The following is an 18107-nucleotide window of genomic DNA, read 5'->3' on the forward strand; positions in this document are numbered from 1 at the left end:
TGCGACCGGTTCTCCCAGTAGACGGCCGTCCGCACCCGCGGGAGGGACCCCCGTCACCCCCGGGCGCTCGCCACCCGCGCCACGTCGGCGGGCCGGGGCGGCGCCGGGGGGAGGACGGCGGGTGGCAGGGTGTCGCCCGGGTCCGCGGTGGTCGCGGGCCCGGGCCGACGCGTGGGAGGACGACGGATGGCGAGCACGGTGTCCCGGGAGGACGCGGACGGCGTCGCGACGATCACCCTGCTGCGGCCGGGCCTGAGCTCGGCGCTGCGGCGGGAGCTGCTGGCCGTCGTGACCGACGTGGCCGCCGACGAGTCGGTCCGCGCCGTGCTGCTCACCGGCTCGGGGCGGGCGTTCTGCGTGGGGCAGGACCTCGCCGAGCACGTGGAGTCGCTGCGCGGGAACGCCGAGACCTCGCTGTCGATCGTCGCCGACGAGTACAACCCGCTGGTGCTGGCCCTGTCGGCGCTGCGGGTGCCGGTCGTCGTCGGGATCAACGGCGCGTGCGCCGGGGCGGGCCTGGGCCTGGCGCTGGCCGGCGACCTGCGGGTGGCCGCGGCCGGTGCCAAGTTCACCACCGCGTTCACCGGCATCGGCCTGTCCAGCGACTCCGCGCTGGCCTCCCGGCTCGTGCACTGCGTCGGCGGCTCGCGGGCCGCCCAGCTGCTGCTGCTGCCCGAGCCCTTCGCGGCCGAGACCGCCGAGCAGTGGGGGCTGGTGCACCGCGTCGTCCCCGCCGAGGAGGTGGCCGGCGAGGCGCGCGCCCTCGCCGTGCGGCTGGCGGCCGGGCCCACCGCCGCCTACCGGGCGGTGAAGACCGTGCTGGCCACCGCCGCGACGGACTCGCTGGAGCAGACCCTGGCCCTGGAGGCCGAGCTCCAGACGCCGCTGGGCACCAGCGCCGACCACCGCGAGGCGGTCGAGGCCTTCCTCGCCAAGCGCCCGCCGGTGTTCACCGGTCGGTAGGGCGCCGCGAGCCTCGGGCGTCAGCGGGACAGGACGACGCAGGAGACGCAGACGTCGCGCTCGGCGACCGGCCAGTCCTGCTCGATGCTGACCCGCGCCAGGGAGCCGCACAGGGTCAGCTCGCAGGCCCCGTCGACCTCGCTCGGGTCGCGGTGCACCTCGACCGCGTGCCACAGAGCGGCGGTGGGGCCGTGCGCCCGGCTGCGGGCGGCGGCGAAGGTGGTGGTGCGGGCGACGGTCGTGGTCATGGACCCAAGGTCGGCGGCCGGTGACCCCGGGCACAGTCCGGACGGCGGCGTCTCACCCCGGCGGGTGAGTGCGGACGTCCTCCGGCGGGACCCGCGGGAGGAGGAGCAGGATGCCGACCGTGCGGCCGACGGGATGGAGCTGACGACATGGAGCTGACCAAGCAGGGCCACGCGTGCGTGGTCCTCGCCGACGGGGACCGCCGGCTGGTGCTGGACCCGGGGGTGTTCACCGATCCGGCGGTGCTGCGCGGCGCCAGCGCGGTGCTGATCACGCACGAGCACCCGGACCACGTCGCTCCCGAGCCGCTGCGGGCGGCGATGGAGGCCGACCCGGCGCTGGAGGTGTGGACCAACCGCTCGGTCGCCGGCCTGCTGGAGGGCCTGGGGAGCCGGGTGCACGTGGTGGGCGACGGCGACGCGGTGACCGTCGCGGGCTTCGACGTCACGGTGCACGGGGAGCTGCACGCGGTCGTCCACCCGGAGATCCCGCGGGTGGGGAATGTCGGCTTCCTGGTCGGCGGCACCGTCTTCCACCCGGGGGACGCGTGGACGGTCCCCGGGGAGCCGGTGGCGACGCTGCTGCTCCCGGTCCACGCTCCGTGGTCGAAGACCGCGGAGGTCATCGACTACGTGCGCGCGGTGGGTGCCGACCGGGCGTTCGCGGTGCACGACGGCCTGCTGAACGAGATCGGTCTCGGGCTGGTGGGCGGTCTGCTCGGCGACCGGGGGCCCGGCACCCCGACGCCCTACGCCCGGCTGGCGCCGGGGGACTCGATCGACCTCTGAGTCCCCCGGGCGCCGGCTGGGTCAGCGGACGGAGCGGTTGCTGCGCCCCGTCGACAGGCGCTCGGCGACGCCGACCAGCAGGACGGCGGCGATCACGGCGAAGACGAAGCCGAGGACGTTGAGCTCGAACGGGTTCGTGCTGTCGTTGAAGAACCCGCCGATCGTGCCGCCGATGAACGCGCCGACGACGCCCAGGGCGAGCGTGGCGAAGATGCTCATGTGCTGCTTGCCCGGGGTGATCAGCCGCGCGAGCGCCCCGATGATGAGGCCGACGACGATGAGCCCGATGATCTGACCAATCACAGCGTTCTCCTTGAGTCCGACCGGTCGGGCGGCCCCGGCGGTCGCCGGGTGCCCGGAGCCGGTGCACCGGTGGCGCCGTCACCCCCGATCGGGCACCTGGTGGCCACCCCATACCCGGCGGCACGCGCGGTGATGCACCAGGTCACCCGACCGGGGGGTCCTCCCCACGCTCGGCGGCGACCCGGGCCACGTGCTCGGGCAGCTTCGCGAGCTCGCCGTGGACCGTGGACTCCACCAGCCGCTGGACGCTGCTGCGCAGGACGCGGTCGACCAGCCGGTTCTTCCTGCGCGGCTCGTGCCCCACGGTCACGGTGACCCGCGTGCCGCCGCCCTCGGCGTCGTCCAGCTCGATGCGCGTCGTCCACGTCTCGGGGGTGAGCTCGAGCCGGGTGGTCACGGCCCGGCGGGGGCGCCACTCGAGGATCTCGCCCTCCGGGGCGCCCGCCCGGGGCGCCTGCCCGCCCGCCAGCCGGCCCGGCACGCAGGCGAAGCGGGTGCCCTTCCCCGGGGGCCCGCTGCCGGCCACGACGTAGGAGACGTCGCAGACGGGGCAGTAGGGGGCCAGCACCGCCAGCGCCTGCCACACCACGTCCCGGGGCTCGGGGACCTCGCGGCTGCCGCTCGCCGTCGTCGTCGTCACGGTGTCCCAGCATCCCCCAGCCGGGGCGGGGGCCGGGACGGCGGGCGGTCCGGGGCGGACCGGGAGGGCGTCAGCGGCCGGTGACCGAGACCTCGAACTCGACCCGGCTGACGTCGGGCCGCAACCGCGAGTAGCTGTGCACCAGCGGGTGCCCGCCGCTGTCGCGCACGGTCGTGCGGACGACGAGGAGCGGCGAGCCCGCCACGATCCGCAGCTGCTCGGCCTCCTCGTTCGTCGCCGTGCCGACGTCCACGACGATCCGGGCGTGCGCCAGGTCGGCCCCGTACTCCGCTCGGAGGAAGTCGTAGAGGGAGCCGTCGTCGAGCTGCGCCTGCGCCGCCCGGGGGAACAGGGCCGCGGGCAGGAAGCTGTGCGCCACGTGGTTGGGGGCGCCGTCGACGCTGCGCAGCCGCACCAGCTCCACGACGTCCGCGGCGACGTCCAGGTCGAGCTCGGGGGCGATCGCCACCGGCGCCGGCACGATGCGCTGGGTGAGGACCGTGGTGCCCACCTGGGCGCCCTGCTCGGCCATGAGCGAGCTCCAGCCGGCGATGCGGTGCACGAAGCTCTCCCGGTACTCGTGCCGGATCGCCGGGCGGCTCACGTAGGTGCCGCGTCCCTGCTCGCGGACCAGGTGCCCGTCGGCGACGAGACCGTCGACGGCGCGGCGCAGGGTGATCCGGCTGACGCCGTACTCCGCGCACAGCACCGGCTCCGGGGGCAGGAGCGTGTGCTCCGGCAGCGCCGAGACGCGGCGGCGCAGGTGCTCCCGGACCGACAGGTACTTCGGTCCCGACACGGCGCTGGTCACCGCCCGACCGTACGCGAGGTAGACGTCCGGACGTCATGTCGTCTGGGACGTCTGGTCTCCCCATTCCTCCGAAATTCAACGAAACGGCAGCGTCCGTTCGTTCCGACCGCCCGATCATGACCGCGGCGTGGCAGGTTCTGCCCGTGTCATCGCACGACCCGCGCAGCCGCCGGCGCGCCGAGACCAACCGCCGGATCTACGAGGTGGCCATGCGGCTGTTCCTCGAGCGCGGCTACGACGACGTCAGCGTCGGGGAGATCGCCCGCGCGGCCGGGGTATCGGTGCCCACCTTCTACGCGCACTTCCCGAACAAGGAGCACGTGGTGCTGCCGCTGCCCGACCGTCAGGCGGTGGTCGCGGTCCTGGCCGGCCGGCCGCTCACGGACTCCGTCTTCGCCGGCCTGCGCGAGGCGATGCTCGACTGGCTCTCGGCCGCGGAGGGCCGCGACCTCGACGAGATGCTGGACCGGTGGCGCGTCGTCGTCGCGACGCCGGGCCTGCGGCTGCGCGCGGCCGAGCACGAACGGGCGACCGCCGGGATCGTGCTGCAGTCGCTGCCCCCCACGACGCTGACCCCCGACCGGCGGCTCGCGACCGAACTGGTCGTCGTCGCGCTGTTCTCCGCCTACACGCTCGCCCTGCTGCGGTGGGCGGAGGAGGACGGGGTCCGCCCGCCGGCCGAGGTGGCGCGCGAGGTGCTCGGCGCGCTGCGCGGCATGGTCGGGCCGGTCTGAGCGCGGTCGGGCCCCGGGTCAGGCCCCGGGCGCCCGCAGTTCCACCACGGTGACCTCCGGGCGGGCACCGATCCGCATCGGCGGACCCCAGAACCCCGCGCCGGAGGTCACGTACAGCTGGGTGTCGCCGTGCCGGGACAGCCCCTCGACGGCCGGCTGGTCCAGCCGGATCGCGTAGTCGAACGGCCACAGCTGGCCGCCGTGCGTGTGGCCGGACAGCTGCAGGTCCACCCCGGCGGCGCGCGCCTGCTCGACCTGCACCGGCTGGTGCGCGAGCAGCACGACCGGGACGTCGTCGTCGCGGCCATCCAGGGCGGCGTCGAGGTCGGCGCCGTGCCCGGCCAGCCCGGAGCTCGCCGCCGTCCGGTCGTCGATGCCGGCGAGGTCGAACGTGGCGCTCCCGCGCCGGATCGGCACCCGCTCGTTGCGCAGGACGTCGACGCCGAGGGTCGGCAGGTGGCGCAGCCACGCCTCGGTGTCGACGAAGTACTCGTGGTTGCCGGTCACGAAGAAGACGCCCTGCTCGCTGACCAGGTCCGCCAGCGGCGCGGCCTCCTCCCGCAGCTCGCCGACGTCCCCGTCGACCAGGTCCCCGACGATGGCGACGACGTCGGGCCGCTGGGCGTTGACCGTCTCGACCAGGCGCTCGAAGCGCCGTCCGCCGTAGGTCGCCGACAGGTGGCCGTCGGAGAAGGTGACGATGCGCAGGCCGTCCAGGGCGGGGTCCAGGCCGCGCAGCCGGATCGGCACCCGGCGCACCACCGGCGCCGCATTGGCCAGGTACATCCCGGTCCCCGCGGTTCCGACGGCGACCGCGCCGGCGGTCACCGCCAGCGTGCGGGCCAGGAACAGCCGGCGGGAGGGGGCCGGCGGGTCCTGCGCCTCCGGGTCCTCCCGGACCGCGCCGCCGGGCGCCGTCCCCTCGTCGAGGTCGGCCGTGCCCGCCAGGGCGGGCGCCCCCCTCCGGGACCTCCGCCGCGCGGCCCGTCCGTACGCCCAGCGCACCGGCTCCAGGGCCAGCAGGGTGAGGAACAGGTAGAACAGCGTGCCCAGCCACGTGAAGGCCACCCACTCCAGCGGCGTGGCGAGGTCGAGCGGCAGGCTGCTGCGGCGCAGGGCCACCGCGGCCACCGGGAGGACGGCGAGCAGCACGAGCAGCAGGGTCAGCCGCCGGCGCAGGCGGCCCGGCGCGGTGGTGCTGCGGACGAGGCGGAACCAGACGTAGGAGTGGAGCAGGACCACCGCGGCGAGGACGACGGTGCCGAAGCCCAGCAGGGCGATCAGCGACATCCGGCCCCCGCGCGGGGCCGCGCCGCCGGTTCGCGCGCCGACGAGGGCACGGGGGTCCTCACGTTCCCGGGGCGCACGGGTGGATCAGGCCTCCGCCGCCGCGGCGCGGACGGCGGCGCGCAGCGCGGGCTCCTCCTGCCAGAAGGCGGCCGCGCAGGCCGCGGCGCGGGCCTCCTCGAGCGCGTACAGCCGCCCCCAGGTCCAGGTGGGCTCCCCGGCGGCGCCCGCCGCCCGGCCCAGCCTCTGGCACCAGTCCCGCGTGGCCACCGTGTCCTGCGCGGAACCGAGGTCCTCCTGCACGTCCTTCATGCACCGCACCAGGGCCGCGGCGGGCTCGCCCAGCACCGGGACGGCGACCTCGGCCGTGTACCGCACCCGCTTGGCGGCCTTGCGCACGTCGTGCAGCGGGGAGTCCTCGTGCGGGGTCTCCTCCCCCGCCTCGCGGGCCACCTCGATCCGCGCGGCCAGCCGCTTGCCGGTGCGCCGGACGGCCCGCGCGAGCACCGCCGGGGCCGGCTCGGTGGCGGCCTGCGCCAGCGGGGGGGCGGCCAGCAGGGCGTCGAGGGAGTCCAGCACGGTCAGGTAGCGGCGGTCGGACAGCGTGCGCAGCGCCTTGCGCCGGCCGGCCTCGGCGTCCTGCACGGCGGCGGTCTGCAGCCGGCCGACCACCGGCCCGCGCACCTGCTCGTCCGGCTGGGCGGCCACGAGGTCGCGCAGGTGGGCCAGCGCCACCTCGCCGTCGCGGGCGGCGGACAGCGAGGCGCCGACCCAGCGCAGCTCCTCCCGCAGCGGATCGGTGCTGGTCCGCTCGAGGACCGGCCGGAAGGCGGCGAGGATGCTCCGCAGCCGCCGGCAGGCGACGCGCAGGTCGTGGATGCCGTCGGGGTGGCCGGTGCGCACCAGCTGGTCCGCGGCCTCCAGCGCGCGGACCTGGTCGCGCAGGGCGCCGAGCACCGCGTCGGCGGCGGTGGGGACCGGCGCGGGGGCGGCGTCCTCCCGGCCCTTGCCCGTGCCGCCCTCGGCCTTCTTCCCCTTCTTGCTCTTCTTGCCCTTCTTGCCCTTCTTGCCCTCGGCCTCGTCCGGGAGGTCCGCGGCCTCGTCCGCGGCGCCGGCGTCGGCGCCGGCCGGTTCCGGTGCGGGCGCCGGGAGCCGGCCGGCGAGCACCCGGCTCAGCTTGGAGGGCGAGTCCGACGGCGCCGCGCCCGCGGCCACCAGCGCGCCGACGAGCGCCTCGAGCAGCGCCGCGTCCCCCTCGACGAGCTCGACCTCGACCTCGCGCCAGGAGGTCACCGTCGCCGCCTCGTCGGGGGCGGCCGCGTGCGCGGTGCCGGTGACGGTGTCGTCGGCGACCTCGGCGAGCACCCGCCCGTCCTCGGCCAGCACCGGCGTGACGATCCGGGTGGTGTGCAGCGTCGCGACCGCGGTGACCGGGGCGGTGCGCACCAGGCCGAGCACGGGCTCGAGGACGGCCTTGGGCGGCACGGCGCGGCGCGGCCCCAGCGGGTGGTGCCGCTCCTCCCGGGCGCCGTCCCCGGCGGGCAGCTTGAGGTGCCAGCCGGCATCGGTGCCACCGGTGCGCCGGCGCAGCGTGATCCGCGCGCGGGCCAGCCGCAGGTCGGCGGTGTCGAAGTAGGTGGCCGCGAGGGCGTGCTCGACCGGCTCGCCGACGCCGGCCACGCCCTCGACGGCCGTCAGGTCCGGCAGCGCGAAGTCCGGGCCCGGCTCGACCTTGCGCTCGATCTCGACGTGCCCGCCCACCGCGTCGTCCTCCTCGCTCGGGCCGGGTCCTCCGGCCGCCGGTGCCCGCTGACGGTAGATCACGCAGGTGAACGCCGTCCCGGCCCGATGTTCACCCGGCACGGCCGCTGGGCACGCTGACCGGGAGACCGTCCGCGGGACGGTCCGTGCGAGGGGAGCCCACCCATGCTGAGCGAGCGCGAGGTGTCCGCCGCCATCGGCAGCCCGGCCTACGGGCCCGACGGCGAGAAGATCGGCACCGTCGAGCACTTCTACGTCGACGACCGCACCGGCGCCCCGACGTGGGCGGCGGTGACCACGGGGCTGTTCGGCACCCGCCACTCGGTCGTCCCGGCGGTCGACGCGGCGTACGTCGACGGGGGGCTGCGGCTGCACGTCACCAAGGACGCCGTCCGCTCGGCGCCGCACCTGACCGGCGACCACCTCGACCCCTCGGACGAGGCCGAGCTGCGCCGCCACTACGGCCTGGACACCGCGCTGCCGGCGACCCCGGACGCCGCCGCGCCCACCGAGCCCGGCCGGACCGGGGAGGTCGAGCCGCCCGCTGCGCAGCCTCCGGCCGCCGCGGTCGCGCCTCCGCCGGTGCCGGGATCCGCCGCTCCCCCCGGGCCGCCGCCGGCCTCCGACGGGGGGATGGTGCGCAGCGAGGAGCAGCTGCGGGTCGGCACCGAGCGCGTGGCGAGCACGCGGGCGCGGCTGGTGAAGTACGTGGTGACCGAGGAGGTCCAGGTCACCGTCCCGATCCGGCGCGAGGAGATCCGCATCGAGGAGGTGCCGCTCGACGCCCCCGATCCCGGGCCCGGCGAGTCCCTGGTGGCGCCCGGCGCGGCCGAGCCCCGGGACCCGGCCCACCCGACCACCTCGCCCATCCCGGTCGTCTCCGGTGACCTGCCCGAGGAGGTCGTGCTGCACGCCGAGCGGCCGGTCGTGTCGGTCGAGGTGGTGCCCGTCGAGCGGGTGCGGCTGCGCACCGACGTGGTCACCGGCAGCGAGCAGATCACCGAGCAGGTGCAGCGCGAGCGGATCGTCGTCGACGAGAGCGGCTCCCCCGCCCGCTCCTGAGCGGAGTGCGGGAGCGCAGAAAACCTGCGCTCCCGCACTCCGCTACAGGGTGCGGCGGTCGGGGAGGAACCGGAGCCGGTCGCGGGTGGCGGCCACCTCGGCGGCGTCGACGTCGGCGAGGACGAGGGTCTGCACCCCGGCCGCGGTGGCCAGCAGCTCACCCATCGGGTTGACGATCCGGCTGTCCCCCGCGTGCTCCGTGCCGTCACCGGCCGTGCCGACCCGGTTGCAGCCGACCACGTAGGCCTGGTTCTCGATCGCCCGCGCCTGCAGCAGCGTCTGCCAGTGCAGCCGGCGGGCGGCCGGCCAGTTCGCCGTCACCAGGTAGACGTCGGTCCCGGGGGCGGCGCGCCAGAACACGTCGGCGAAGCGCAGGTCGTAGCAGACGAACGGCGTGACCCGCAGGCCGCCGATCTCGACGGTCAGCGGCCCCGCGCCGGCCCGGAACCGCTCGTGCTCGCCGCCGTGGGTGAAGGGGTGCAGCTTGCGGTAGCGGTGCACCGTGCCGTCCGGCCCGGCCAGCACGAACGAGTTGTAGGGCAGCGGGCCGTCCGGGGCGATCTCCGGGCAGCTCCCGGCCACCCACACGCCGTGCTCGGCCGCCTGCGCCGCCAGGAAGGACGACGACGGCCCGCCCTCGGGCTCACCGATGCCCGGCGTCATGGAGAAGCCGGTCGAGAACGTCTCGCTGAGCAGCACCAGCTCCGCGCCGGCGGCCGCGGCGCGGGCCACCCGGGGCGCCAGCCGGGCGAAGTTGGCCGCCCGGTCCTCCCAGGCGATGTCGTGCTGCACCACTCCGATCCTCACGGCGCCATCCTCCCCGACCCGGTGCGCGGGCCGTCCGGCGGCGTCACGCGACCTCGAACCGGACGGCCCGCCGCTGCGCGTCGGCCTCGACCAGCCGCACGCGCAGCCGCGTCCCCGGGGTGAGGACGCCGGTGCAGCGCGCCCGCACCACCGGCTCGGTGAGGACGACGGTGCCGCGGGTGCCGTCGGCGTCCACCGCGACCGCGTCGAACTCCTGACCGACCCGGTCGCGCAGCAGCCAGGCCTCCGTCGCGTCGACCACCGCCCGCTCCACCGCGCGGGCGCGCCGGTCGGAGGCGGCCATCAGCGCGGGGAGCTCCGGCAGCGCCGCCCGCACCGCGGGATCGGGCTCCCGGCCGGCCGACAGCGCGAGGCACACCTCGGTGCCGAACCGGTCGACCAGCCGCCGCAGGGGTGCGGTGACGTGGGCGTAGGGGGCGCCCACCCCGCCGTGCCCCGGGTCGTCCGGCACGGCGCCGTCCAGCGGGGTGTAGGCGGCGCCGCGCAGCAGCCCGGCGGCCTCCTCGAGGAACGCCGCGTGCCCGGGGCGGGCGGGATCGAGCGCCGCCACCACGGCGCCGGGCGCAGCCCCCGACGGCCAGTCGACCCCGAGCGGCGCGGCCAGCCGGCGCAGCGCCGCGACCGTCGCGGGCGCCGGCCGGGGCAGCGTCCGGAGCAGGCCGATCCGCGCCTCGAGCATGAGCGCGGCGGCGCAGCGGCCGGTCAGGAGCGAGATCTCGGCGTTCCAGCCCTCGGCCGGCAGGTCGCCGCGGGCGGTGAGCGTCCAGCCGCCGCCCGGCGCCGGCACCACCTCCTGCTCCGGGGTGCCGAGCTCGACCGCGCCGCGCTCCAGCGCCCGCTGCTGCAGCAGCCGGCCGAGCTCGGGCAGGCACGCGATCGGCTCGGCCGGCGTGCCCGCGTCCGCGTCGCGCTGCACGCCGGCGTAGGTCAACCGGGCCCGGCTGCGGACCCGGGCCCGGCGGACGTCGACCGAGCGCACGTCCCCGTCCCCGTCCAGCCGGATCGTCCACAGGACGGCGGCGCGGTCCTCGCCGGGCAGCAGGCTGGCCGCGCCCTCGGAGAGCACCGGCGGGTGCAGCGGTACCCGGACGTCGGGGGTGTAGAGCGTCTGACCGCGGCGGCGGGCCTCGACGTCCAGCGCTCCGCCGGGGCGGACCGCCGCGCCGACGTCGGCGATCGCGTAGCGGACGACGAAGCCGTCCGGACGGCGCTCCAGGTGGACGGCCTGGTCGAGGTCGCGGCTGCCCGGCGGGTCGACGGTGACCAGCGGCAGGTCGGTGGCGTCGAGATCGGGCCGCGACGGCGAGGCGGCGACCGCCCCGGCCTCGGCCAGCACCTGCGGCGGGAAGTCCTCCGGGACGTCGAACTCCGCCCGGATCGCGGCGAAGTCGGGGACGTCCGCCAGCTCCGCGGGCCAGCGCGGAGGGCGCCACGCCGCCGTCCCGGCCCGGTTCCACGTGGAACCGCCGGTCGGCCCGTCGCGCCCGGTCACCCGACGCGCACGTCCTCGAGCCCGTCGACGCTGACGACGTCGCCCCGCCGCACCTGCCGGCCCCGCCGGTCCTCCGGCTCGCCGTTCACCCGCACGGCGCCGGTGACCAGCACGTCCTTCACCTGGGCCCCGGTCGGGACGGCGTCGACGAGCTTGAGCAGCTGACCCAGCCGGATGGAGTCCTCGCCGGCACGGAGGGAGATGGTGCGCACCGGCTCATCCTGCGGCCACGGTGAGCTCGTCGCCCACCGCCACCACGCCCGGCACCGCGACCAGGGCCGCGACGGCCAGGTCGCCCCCGCGCTCGCGGTGCACGGTCTTGAGCACCGAGGTGTCGCGGCCGATCCCGCCCGGCTGCGGCCGGGTCACCATCACGCAGCGGGGCACCGGCGCGACGACGTCGAGCTCCGCCCCGCCCAGCCGCACCCGCCGGCCGACCAGCTCGTCCTCCCCCGCCCCGTCGAGGACGACGTTGGCCCGGAACCGCCGCCGGTCCCAGCTGCCCAGCGTCGCGGCCGACACCAGCGAGACGCGGGTGCGGCTGCTGTCGTGGAAGGCGCCGCGGGCCCCGTCGAAGGAGTCCCAGTCGTACTCGCGCCCGTCGTCCCCGACGCCGACGGGGTTCTCGTAGCACCGCGCGCCGGTCACCTCGCCGGACGCGCGCAGGGTCACCGGCCGGCCGAGCCAGGCGGAGAGGACGGCGTCGTCGGTGGTGGCGGTGCCGTCGGGCAGCACCACCTCGACACCACCGTCGGCGGTCAGCCGCCCGGAGGCGAACAGCAGGTCGGGCACCCGCCGGGCGGTGAGCCCCATGCCGGTCGAGGTGTCGAACAGCGCCCAGCGGCGGTCCCCGGCCAGCCCCTCGGGCCCGACCTCCGCGGCGTCCACCCGCTGCCCCTGCAGCGACTTGACCGGGAAGCGCCACAGCTCGGCCACGCGCATCACGTCGCCGGCGTCCAGGACAGCGTCCAGGTGCCCGACCAGGTCCCCGCCGGTTCGAGGACGACGAGGTCGACCCCGTCGGCCAGCGCGTTGGGCGGACAGGTCATCGGCTCGACGGCCACGCTGCGCCGGCGCTGGCCCGGCGGCAGCGTGTCGCCGGTGTAGACCTGCAGCCACGGCCAGGCCCGGTCGACGGCGAGCTCCAGCGCCCCGGCCGGCCCGCGCAGCCGGACCCGCGCCCAGCCCTCGGCGTCGCGGTCGAGGTCGGTGAGCGGGGTGTCGATCTCCCGGTCCCCGAGCCGGCCGACCGCCCCGTCGAAGGGCGACCGCCCGCCGGTGGGCAGGCCGCCGTCGACGTCCAGCGCCGTCCGGGCGGGAACGGCGAGCTCGGCGCCGCCGATCGCGCCGTCGCCGTCCCCGCCGACGGCCAGGTACGGGTGCATCCCGACGCCCAGCGGCGCGGGCCCGGCCGCGGCGTTGCGGACCCGCACCGTCACGGTGAGCCGCTGGGGGGCCAGGCCGAAGTCCACCGCCACGAGGAGGCGGAACGGGTATCCGGGCCGCGGCTCGACCGTGGTGCCGACGGTGACCGCGTCGGAGAACCGGCTCAGCACGCCGAACGGCTGCCAGGACAGCAGCCCGTGCGTCGCGTTGGGCGCGTCCGGGGAGGACACGTCGAGCTGGAGGTCGCGGCCGGCCCAGCTCCAGCGGCCGCCGCGCAGCCGGTTGGGCCAGGGCAGCAGCAACCCGCCGCGGCGGCCGGCGGGCACGGCCCCGGAGGGGTAGCCGTCGACGACGTCCCACCCGCCGGCGCTCAGCGCGCGGATGCCGCCCCCGCGCAGGTCGACGGCGAGCCGGGCGTCGCCGCTCACCAGCTCGACGTCGACCGGGTCGACCGGGGGCCAGGAGGTCTGCGGCGGCACGCTCATGCCGCCAGCCTGCCGCACCCGCGCGCGGTCAGCCCAGCTCGTAGTCCAGGGTCAGGACGGCGCCGGCCTCGTCGTGGGTCAGCTCGACCGCGCCGCGCAGCCCGGTCAGCTCCCCGGTTCCCGTGCCGGGCAGGACGACGCCCGCGGCCCGCGAGTCGGCGCCGTCGACCACCCCGGCGTGCTGGAGCACGAAGCTGCCCTCGCGCCCCTCGAGCGTGCCCGTGACCAGCTCGACGGCGACGTACCCGGCCGGGTCGGGACCGACGGTCGTCGAGGTCATGGCCACGACGCTGGTGCCGGTGAGCGCGCCGGTGAACGTCTTGCGCAGCGCGACCCGGCCGAACGCGACGGCGCCGGGCTCGCCCAGGGCCAGGGGCTCGGGCTCCCAGCCGGTGACCTCGAACGGGATGCGGACGACGGTGCCCACGCGGGACCTCCAGGACGCTCGGACGGCGGGTGTGCAGCCTCCCGCACCCCACCGACGGGATCAGCCGGGGTCGAGGACCCGCTCGTAGTACAGCGAGCAGCCGGCGTCGGGCTCGTCCACGTAGACCCCGAACGCGGCGATCGGCCGGTAGCCGGCGCTCTCGTAGAGGCCGATCGCCTCGGGCTGGCGGGGGCCGGTCTCCAGCCGCACCGTCGTCCACCCCCGGTCCCGGGCCGCTGCCTCCAGGGCGGCCAGCAGCTGCCGCGAGACCCCGCGACCCCGCGCCTCCGGGACGACGTACATCCGCTTCAGCTCGGCGGCGCCCGGCTCCAGCGGGCGCAGGGCGCCGCAGCCGACCGGCGCGCCGTCGGCGTCCCGGGCGAGGAGCACCACGGCGACGTCGGCCGCCGACGGCGGGGTGCCGGGCTCGGAGCCGCCCCCGTACCTCGCCCGCAGCTCCACCTGCTGGGCGACGGTCAGCGCGCGCACCTCCGGGTCGTCCCAGGCGGCATGGACGACGGTCCAGGTCGGGACGGTCACCGGCACGTCCTCACCGGGTGATCCCGTGCAGCAGCAGGGCGGCCAGCTCGCGGTAGGCGGCGGCGTCGCTCAGCCCGGTCGCCCGGCCGGTGTCGCCGCGGCCGATGCGGAACATCAGCGTGGTGACCGTGTCGGCGACCAGCGCCGGGTGCACCCGGCGGAACCGCCCGGCCGCCACCCCCTCGTCGACCAGCTCGCGCACCCGGTCGGCGGCCAGCGCGGTGTGCCGCTCGTACACCGCGCGCGCCGGGGCGAACGCCTCCAGGTCCCGGCGGAAGGCCGGCCCGGCCGGGGCCAGCGCGCTCGCCACGGCGGCCAGGTAGGCGGTGACCCGCAGCACCGGGTCGTCCTCGTCGACCGCCCGCGCCTCCACCTCGGCGGCGGCCCTGCGGAAGAAGTGCCGCACCACCCGGGCGGCCAGCTGCTCCTTGCTCTCGGCCAGGGCGTACAGCGTGCTCTTGGAGCAGCGCAGCCGGACGGCGAGGTCGTCCAGGGTGAAGCCGGCGAACCCCTCGGCGAGGAACAGGTCCTCCAGCTGGTCGAGCAGCTCGGCCTGCCGGGCGGTCAGCACGCGCTCACCCGCCGTCCGCACCTCGGCGCCCATGCCACCTCCCGACTCCCGGCCGGCCCAGCATCCTCCAGGACCAAGGACGGTACTGCGGTATCGTCAGCAGTACCGTCCCGCTCCCCTGCACCGGAGGCTCCGTGCCCGTCGACCGCGAGCTGCCCACCCCCGAGGCCGCCGACCTGATCGCGCTGACCCGGGAGATCGCCGACGGCGAGCTGGCGCCCCGCGCAGCGGCCTACGAGCGGGAGGAGCGCTTTCCCCGCGAGGTCTTCACGCTGCTGGGCGAGGCCGGCCTGCTGGGCCTGCCGTTCGGCGAGGACGTCGGCGGCGGGGGCCAGCCCCACGAGGTCTACCTGCAGGTCGTCGAGGAGCTGGCCGCGCGCTGGGCGAGCGTCGCGCTCGGCGTCAGCGTGCACACCCTGTCCTGCTTCCCGGTCGACCGGTTCGGCACCGAGGCGCAGCGCCGGGAGTGGCTGCCGGAGATGGTCGGCGGCCGGCTGCTCGGCGCCTACTGCCTCTCCGAGGCCCACGCCGGCTCCGACCCCGCGGCGATGCGGGCGCAGGCCAAGGCCGCCGACGAGGGCTGGACGGCCACCGGCGAGAAGGCGTGGGTCACCCACGGCGGGCACGCCGACTTCTACTCGACGTTCCTGCGGACGCCGGACGACGGGGATGACGCGATCTCCTGCTTCCACCTCACGCCCGACCTCGCCGGCTTCTCCGCCGCCCGGCCCGAGGAGAAGATGGGGCTGACCGGCTCCACGACCACCGCGATCCGGCTGGACGGCGTCCCCGTGCCCGCCGACCGGCTCGTCGGCGAGGCCGGCCGTGGGCTCGGCATCGCCCTGGCCGCGCTGGACTCCGGCCGGCTCGGCGTGAGCGCGGTCGCCGTCGGCCTCGCCCAGTCCGCCCTCGACGTCGCCGTCGCCTACGCGTGCGAGCGGGAGGCCTTCGGCCGGCGGATCGTCGACCACCAGGGCCTGGCGTTCCTGCTCGCCGACATGGCCGCCGCCGTGGAGTCCGCCCGCGCCACCTACCTCGCCGCCGCCCGCCGCAGGGACGCGGGCAAGGACTACGCCCGGCAGGCCAGCATCGCCAAGCTCGTGGCCACCGACGCGGCGATGAAGGTGACCACCGACGCCGTCCAGGTGCTCGGGGGCGCCGGCTACACCCGCGACCACCCCGCCGAGCGCTACATGCGCGAGGCGAAGGTCATGCAGATCTTCGAGGGCACCAACCAGATCCAGCGCATGGTCATCGGCCGCCACCTCGCCCGCGAGGCGGCGCCGGCGGCCGGCTGAGCCCGGCCCGATCCACGAGCGGTGCAGAACCGCAGTTCTGCACCGTGCGGAATGGCAGTTCTGGACCGTGCGGAATGGCGGTTCTGCACACGGGATCCGTGACGTCCGTCAGTGGTGGACGCCGGACGGCGCCGCCCAGACTGGACGCATGCCCGAGCCGCACCTGCGCGCCGCCGACGCCGACCGCACGACCGTCGCCGACCTGCTCGGCGAGCACATGGCCGCCGGCCGGCTCACCGTGGCCGAGTACGAGGACCGGCTGGCCCGCACCTACGCCTCCCGCACCTACGGCGAGCTCGACGAGCTGACCGCCGACCTCCCGCCGCTGCAGCCGGCCCGCGTCCCCGCGCCGGCCGGTCCGGCCCCGGCGCACGGACCGGTCGGCCGGGGGCACTGCGCGACCGGCGGCTGGGGCTGGGCCGCGTGGGGTGGCAGCCGCGCGGCCGCGTGGGCCAGCTGGCTGTCCACCGCCGTGATCGTGACGAGCATCTGGCTGATCACCTCGCTGGCCTCCGGGGAGTTCCTCTACCCGTGGCCGATCTGGGTCGTCGGGCCGTGGGGCGCCGTCCTGCTCGCCCAGACCCTGGCCGAGGGCCGCGGCGACCGCGGGTCCTCCCGCGAGCTCCCGTCCTGACGGCGACGGCCGGGCGCGCACCGCTGCGGAGCCGGGGGCGGCGTCCCTAGGCTCCGGCCATGACGGTCGTCGTCGGGTACGTCCCGGGCCCCTCCGGCGAGGCCGCGCTGGGCGCGGCGCTGGGCGAGGCCGACCGCCGCCGGGAGGCCCTGCTCGTGGTCAACGTCGGCCGGTCGGACGCGGCCGGCGACCCCCGCTTCCTGGACGAGGGCGAGCGCAACCGGCTCGCCGACCGGCTGCTGTTCGCCGGCGCCGCCTTCGAGATCGAGCAGCTGGTCCGCGGCCGGGAGGCCGCCGACGAGCTGGTGGAGGCCGCCGCGCGGGTGCGGGCCAGCCTGCTGGTCATCGGCATGCGCCGGCGCTCCCCCACCGGGAAGCTGCTGTTCGGCAGCCAGGCCCAGCGGATCCTGCTCGACGCCGACTGCCCGGTGCTGGCGGTGAAGGCGCCGCGTTCCCACGGCGGGTGAGGAGCGGGACGGGCGCCCGGCTCCGGCCGTCGTCCCTATGCTGCGCCGCATGACCGTCGTCGTCGGCTACGTGCCGAGTGCTGAAGGACGGGCCGCCCTGGCGGCGGCCATCGAGGAGGCGGGCCGCCGCGGCGAGCCCCTCCACCTGGTCAACGTCGGCCGCAGCGACGCGGCCAACGACCCCAAGTTCCTCGACGAGGGCGAGGCCGACCGGCTGCGCGCGGAACTGCGCGACTCCGGGCTCGGCTTCGAGGTCGAGCAGCTGGTCCGGGGCCGCGACGCCGCCGAGGAGATCGTCGACGCCGCCGAGCGGCTGCAGGCGAGCCTGCTGGTCATCGGCATGCGCCGGCGCTCCCCCACCGGGAAGCTGCTGTTCGGCAGCCAGGCCCAGCGGATCCTGCTCGACGCCGAGTGCCCCGTGCTGGCGGTCAAGGCCCGCGGCTGAGCCCACCGGGCCCGCGGAGGTGGTCCGGTTACGGCCGCGCGGTCGGTGGAGGTCGGCGACGTCGACCTGGCCGCCACGCTCGGCAGCCTCGCCTGGCTGCCCGGCGACCCGACCCTGCGCTGCACGCCGGGCCGGTTCGAGCGGGCCACCGTCACGCCCGAGGGGCCCGGCGCCGTCGTGGTGACCTGGCACGACGGCGCCGGGGTGGCCCGGGTCGAGGCGCACGGCGACGGCGCGGGCCGGCTGCTCGACCGGGCCCCCGGGCTGCTCGGCGTCCTGGACGACGTCACGGGCTTCGACCCCGCCGACCCGCCGCTGCGCGACCTGTGGCGCCGGCACCGCCGGGAGCGGATCCCCCGCACCGGGACCCTCTGGCACGACCTCGCGTGGCTGATCGTGCAGCAGCGGGTGACCCGGCAGGACGCCGCCGCGCAGTGGCGGCGGCTGGTGGCAGAGCTCGGCACCGCGGTCCCCGGCCGCCCCGGGCCGACCGCGCCGCCGGCCCCCGGCGTGGTGGCCCGCCTGGACCCCTCCGCACTGCACCGGCTGGGCATCGAGCGGCGCCGGGCCGACACGCTCGTCGGCGCCGCGCGGGCCTGCCTGCGGCTGCACGACCGGGACACCACCGATCCCGCCGTCGTCCTGCCACTGCTGCGCGCGGTCCGCGGCGTCGGCCCGTGGACGACGGCCTGCCTGGCGGGGTCGGTGTGGGGCGACGCCGACGCGGTGCCGCCCGGGGACGCCGGCCTGCCCGGCCGCGTGGCCTGGACGCTGGCCCGGGAGGACCGGGCCGACGACGCCCGGATGCTGGAGCTGCTGGAGCCCTGGCGGCCGCACCGGCAGCGGGTGGTCCGCCTGGTGCTGCACGCACCGCCGCCGCCGCGCCGGGCACCGAGGGGGCCTCGGCACGACATCCGGAACCGGTGAGGGACCCGCCCC

23 protein-coding genes are annotated in these 18107 nt (G+C 77.1%); 9 read left to right on the top strand and 14 right to left on the bottom strand.

Going from position 1 to position 18107, the window contains the following annotated elements; translation table 11 throughout:
- Window positions 1-186: 186 nt before the first annotated feature.
- Complete coding sequence (locus tag ACK586_RS04885; protein WP_409329332.1) at window positions 187-963, top strand: enoyl-CoA hydratase-related protein; 777 nt, start codon at window positions 187-189, stop codon at window positions 961-963.
- Between the two features lie 20 nt (window positions 964-983).
- Here ACK586_RS04885 and ACK586_RS04890 read toward each other — a convergent pair whose 3' ends face one another.
- Window positions 984-1211, bottom strand: a complete 228-nt coding sequence (locus ACK586_RS04890) for a hypothetical protein (protein ID WP_409329333.1) — start codon at window positions 1209-1211, stop codon at window positions 984-986.
- A gap of 147 nt (window positions 1212-1358) precedes the next feature.
- On the opposite strand from ACK586_RS04890, the gene ACK586_RS04895 reads away from it, so the two are divergent.
- Window positions 1359-1997 (top strand): MBL fold metallo-hydrolase, encoded by a 639-nt coding sequence (locus ACK586_RS04895; RefSeq protein WP_409329334.1) that lies wholly within the window; start codon window positions 1359-1361, stop codon window positions 1995-1997.
- A gap of 21 nt (window positions 1998-2018) precedes the next feature.
- Here the strand turns inward: ACK586_RS04895 and ACK586_RS04900 are convergent, their stop codons facing one another.
- From ACK586_RS04900 to ACK586_RS04910, 3 genes are all read right to left on the bottom strand, one after another.
- Window positions 2019-2300, bottom strand: a complete 282-nt coding sequence (locus ACK586_RS04900; protein ID WP_409329335.1) for a GlsB/YeaQ/YmgE family stress response membrane protein — start codon at window positions 2298-2300, stop codon at window positions 2019-2021.
- Between the two features lie 142 nt (window positions 2301-2442).
- Window positions 2443-2940: an SRPBCC family protein gene (locus tag ACK586_RS04905; protein WP_409329336.1), complete on the bottom strand. Its 498-nt coding sequence runs from the start codon at window positions 2938-2940 to the stop codon at window positions 2443-2445.
- A 70-nt stretch (window positions 2941-3010) separates the two neighbouring features.
- Window positions 3011-3751 (bottom strand): GntR family transcriptional regulator, encoded by a 741-nt coding sequence (locus tag ACK586_RS04910; protein WP_409329337.1) that lies wholly within the window; start codon window positions 3749-3751, stop codon window positions 3011-3013.
- A gap of 143 nt (window positions 3752-3894) precedes the next feature.
- Between ACK586_RS04910 and ACK586_RS04915 the strand changes: the two genes are divergently transcribed.
- Entirely contained in the window at window positions 3895-4485 is a 591-nt protein-coding gene (locus tag ACK586_RS04915; RefSeq protein ID WP_409329338.1) for a TetR/AcrR family transcriptional regulator, read from the top strand.
- Between the two features lie 18 nt (window positions 4486-4503).
- Here the strand turns inward: ACK586_RS04915 and ACK586_RS04920 are convergent, their stop codons facing one another.
- Complete coding sequence (locus ACK586_RS04920; protein ID WP_409329339.1) at window positions 4504-5775, bottom strand: metallophosphoesterase; 1272 nt, start codon at window positions 5773-5775, stop codon at window positions 4504-4506.
- An 84-nt stretch (window positions 5776-5859) separates the two neighbouring features.
- Window positions 5860-7533, bottom strand: a complete 1674-nt coding sequence (locus ACK586_RS04925) for a CYTH and CHAD domain-containing protein (RefSeq protein WP_409329340.1) — start codon at window positions 7531-7533, stop codon at window positions 5860-5862.
- A gap of 165 nt (window positions 7534-7698) precedes the next feature.
- Between ACK586_RS04925 and ACK586_RS04930 the strand changes: the two genes are divergently transcribed.
- Window positions 7699-8595 (top strand): PRC-barrel domain-containing protein, encoded by an 897-nt coding sequence (locus tag ACK586_RS04930; protein ID WP_409329341.1) that lies wholly within the window; start codon window positions 7699-7701, stop codon window positions 8593-8595.
- A 42-nt stretch (window positions 8596-8637) separates the two neighbouring features.
- Here ACK586_RS04930 and ACK586_RS04935 read toward each other — a convergent pair whose 3' ends face one another.
- From ACK586_RS04935 to ACK586_RS04970, 8 genes are read right to left on the bottom strand one after another with little or no spacing between them, the layout of a single operon-like run.
- The gene (locus ACK586_RS04935) at window positions 8638-9402 is read right to left on the bottom strand and encodes a nitrilase-related carbon-nitrogen hydrolase (RefSeq protein ID WP_409329342.1); all 765 of its coding nucleotides are present in this window, start codon (window positions 9400-9402) and stop codon (window positions 8638-8640) included.
- Between the two features lie 43 nt (window positions 9403-9445).
- The gene (locus ACK586_RS04940) at window positions 9446-10915 is read right to left on the bottom strand and encodes an RNB domain-containing ribonuclease (RefSeq protein WP_409329343.1); all 1470 of its coding nucleotides are present in this window, start codon (window positions 10913-10915) and stop codon (window positions 9446-9448) included.
- The gene (locus ACK586_RS04945) at window positions 10912-11127 is read right to left on the bottom strand and encodes an RNA-binding S4 domain-containing protein (RefSeq protein ID WP_409329344.1); all 216 of its coding nucleotides are present in this window, start codon (window positions 11125-11127) and stop codon (window positions 10912-10914) included. The genes ACK586_RS04940 and ACK586_RS04945 overlap by 4 nt, the downstream gene beginning before the upstream one ends.
- A gap of 4 nt (window positions 11128-11131) precedes the next feature.
- On the bottom strand, window positions 11132-11857 hold the full coding sequence (locus tag ACK586_RS04950) for an MOSC domain-containing protein (RefSeq protein WP_409329466.1): 726 nt from the start codon (window positions 11855-11857) through the stop codon (window positions 11132-11134).
- The gene (locus ACK586_RS04955) at window positions 11857-12786 is read right to left on the bottom strand and encodes an aldose epimerase family protein (protein WP_409329345.1); all 930 of its coding nucleotides are present in this window, start codon (window positions 12784-12786) and stop codon (window positions 11857-11859) included. The genes ACK586_RS04950 and ACK586_RS04955 overlap by 1 nt, the downstream gene beginning before the upstream one ends.
- A 28-nt stretch (window positions 12787-12814) precedes the next feature.
- Window positions 12815-13213, bottom strand: a complete 399-nt coding sequence (locus tag ACK586_RS04960; RefSeq protein ID WP_409329346.1) for a DUF3224 domain-containing protein — start codon at window positions 13211-13213, stop codon at window positions 12815-12817.
- Window positions 13214-13273: 60 nt separating this feature from the next.
- Window positions 13274-13753: a GNAT family N-acetyltransferase gene (locus tag ACK586_RS04965; protein ID WP_409329347.1), complete on the bottom strand. Its 480-nt coding sequence runs from the start codon at window positions 13751-13753 to the stop codon at window positions 13274-13276.
- Window positions 13754-13763: 10 nt separating this feature from the next.
- Window positions 13764-14357, bottom strand: a complete 594-nt coding sequence (locus tag ACK586_RS04970; RefSeq protein ID WP_409329348.1) for a TetR/AcrR family transcriptional regulator — start codon at window positions 14355-14357, stop codon at window positions 13764-13766.
- Window positions 14358-14458: 101 nt separating this feature from the next.
- On the opposite strand from ACK586_RS04970, the gene ACK586_RS04975 reads away from it, so the two are divergent.
- The 5 genes from ACK586_RS04975 (at window position 14459) to ACK586_RS04995 (ending at window position 18095) form a co-directional block, all read left to right on the top strand.
- Window positions 14459-15622: an acyl-CoA dehydrogenase family protein gene (locus ACK586_RS04975; protein WP_409329349.1), complete on the top strand. Its 1164-nt coding sequence runs from the start codon at window positions 14459-14461 to the stop codon at window positions 15620-15622.
- A gap of 148 nt (window positions 15623-15770) precedes the next feature.
- Complete coding sequence (locus ACK586_RS04980; protein ID WP_409329350.1) at window positions 15771-16256, top strand: DUF1707 SHOCT-like domain-containing protein; 486 nt, start codon at window positions 15771-15773, stop codon at window positions 16254-16256.
- 59 nt (window positions 16257-16315) lie between these two features.
- On the top strand, window positions 16316-16723 hold the full coding sequence (locus ACK586_RS04985; protein ID WP_409329351.1) for a universal stress protein: 408 nt from the start codon (window positions 16316-16318) through the stop codon (window positions 16721-16723).
- 49 nt (window positions 16724-16772) lie between these two features.
- A complete protein-coding gene (locus tag ACK586_RS04990) occupies window positions 16773-17168 on the top strand; it encodes a universal stress protein (RefSeq protein WP_409329352.1) in 396 nt (131 codons plus the stop codon).
- Window positions 17169-17213: 45 nt separating this feature from the next.
- Window positions 17214-18095 (top strand): DNA-3-methyladenine glycosylase family protein, encoded by an 882-nt coding sequence (locus tag ACK586_RS04995; RefSeq protein ID WP_409329353.1) that lies wholly within the window; start codon window positions 17214-17216, stop codon window positions 18093-18095.
- Window positions 18096-18107: the final 12 nt, after the last annotated feature.

The sequence above is a fragment of the Trujillonella humicola genome, from assembly GCF_046233715.1.
GTDB lineage: Bacteria > Actinomycetota > Actinomycetes > Mycobacteriales > Geodermatophilaceae > Trujillonella > Trujillonella humicola.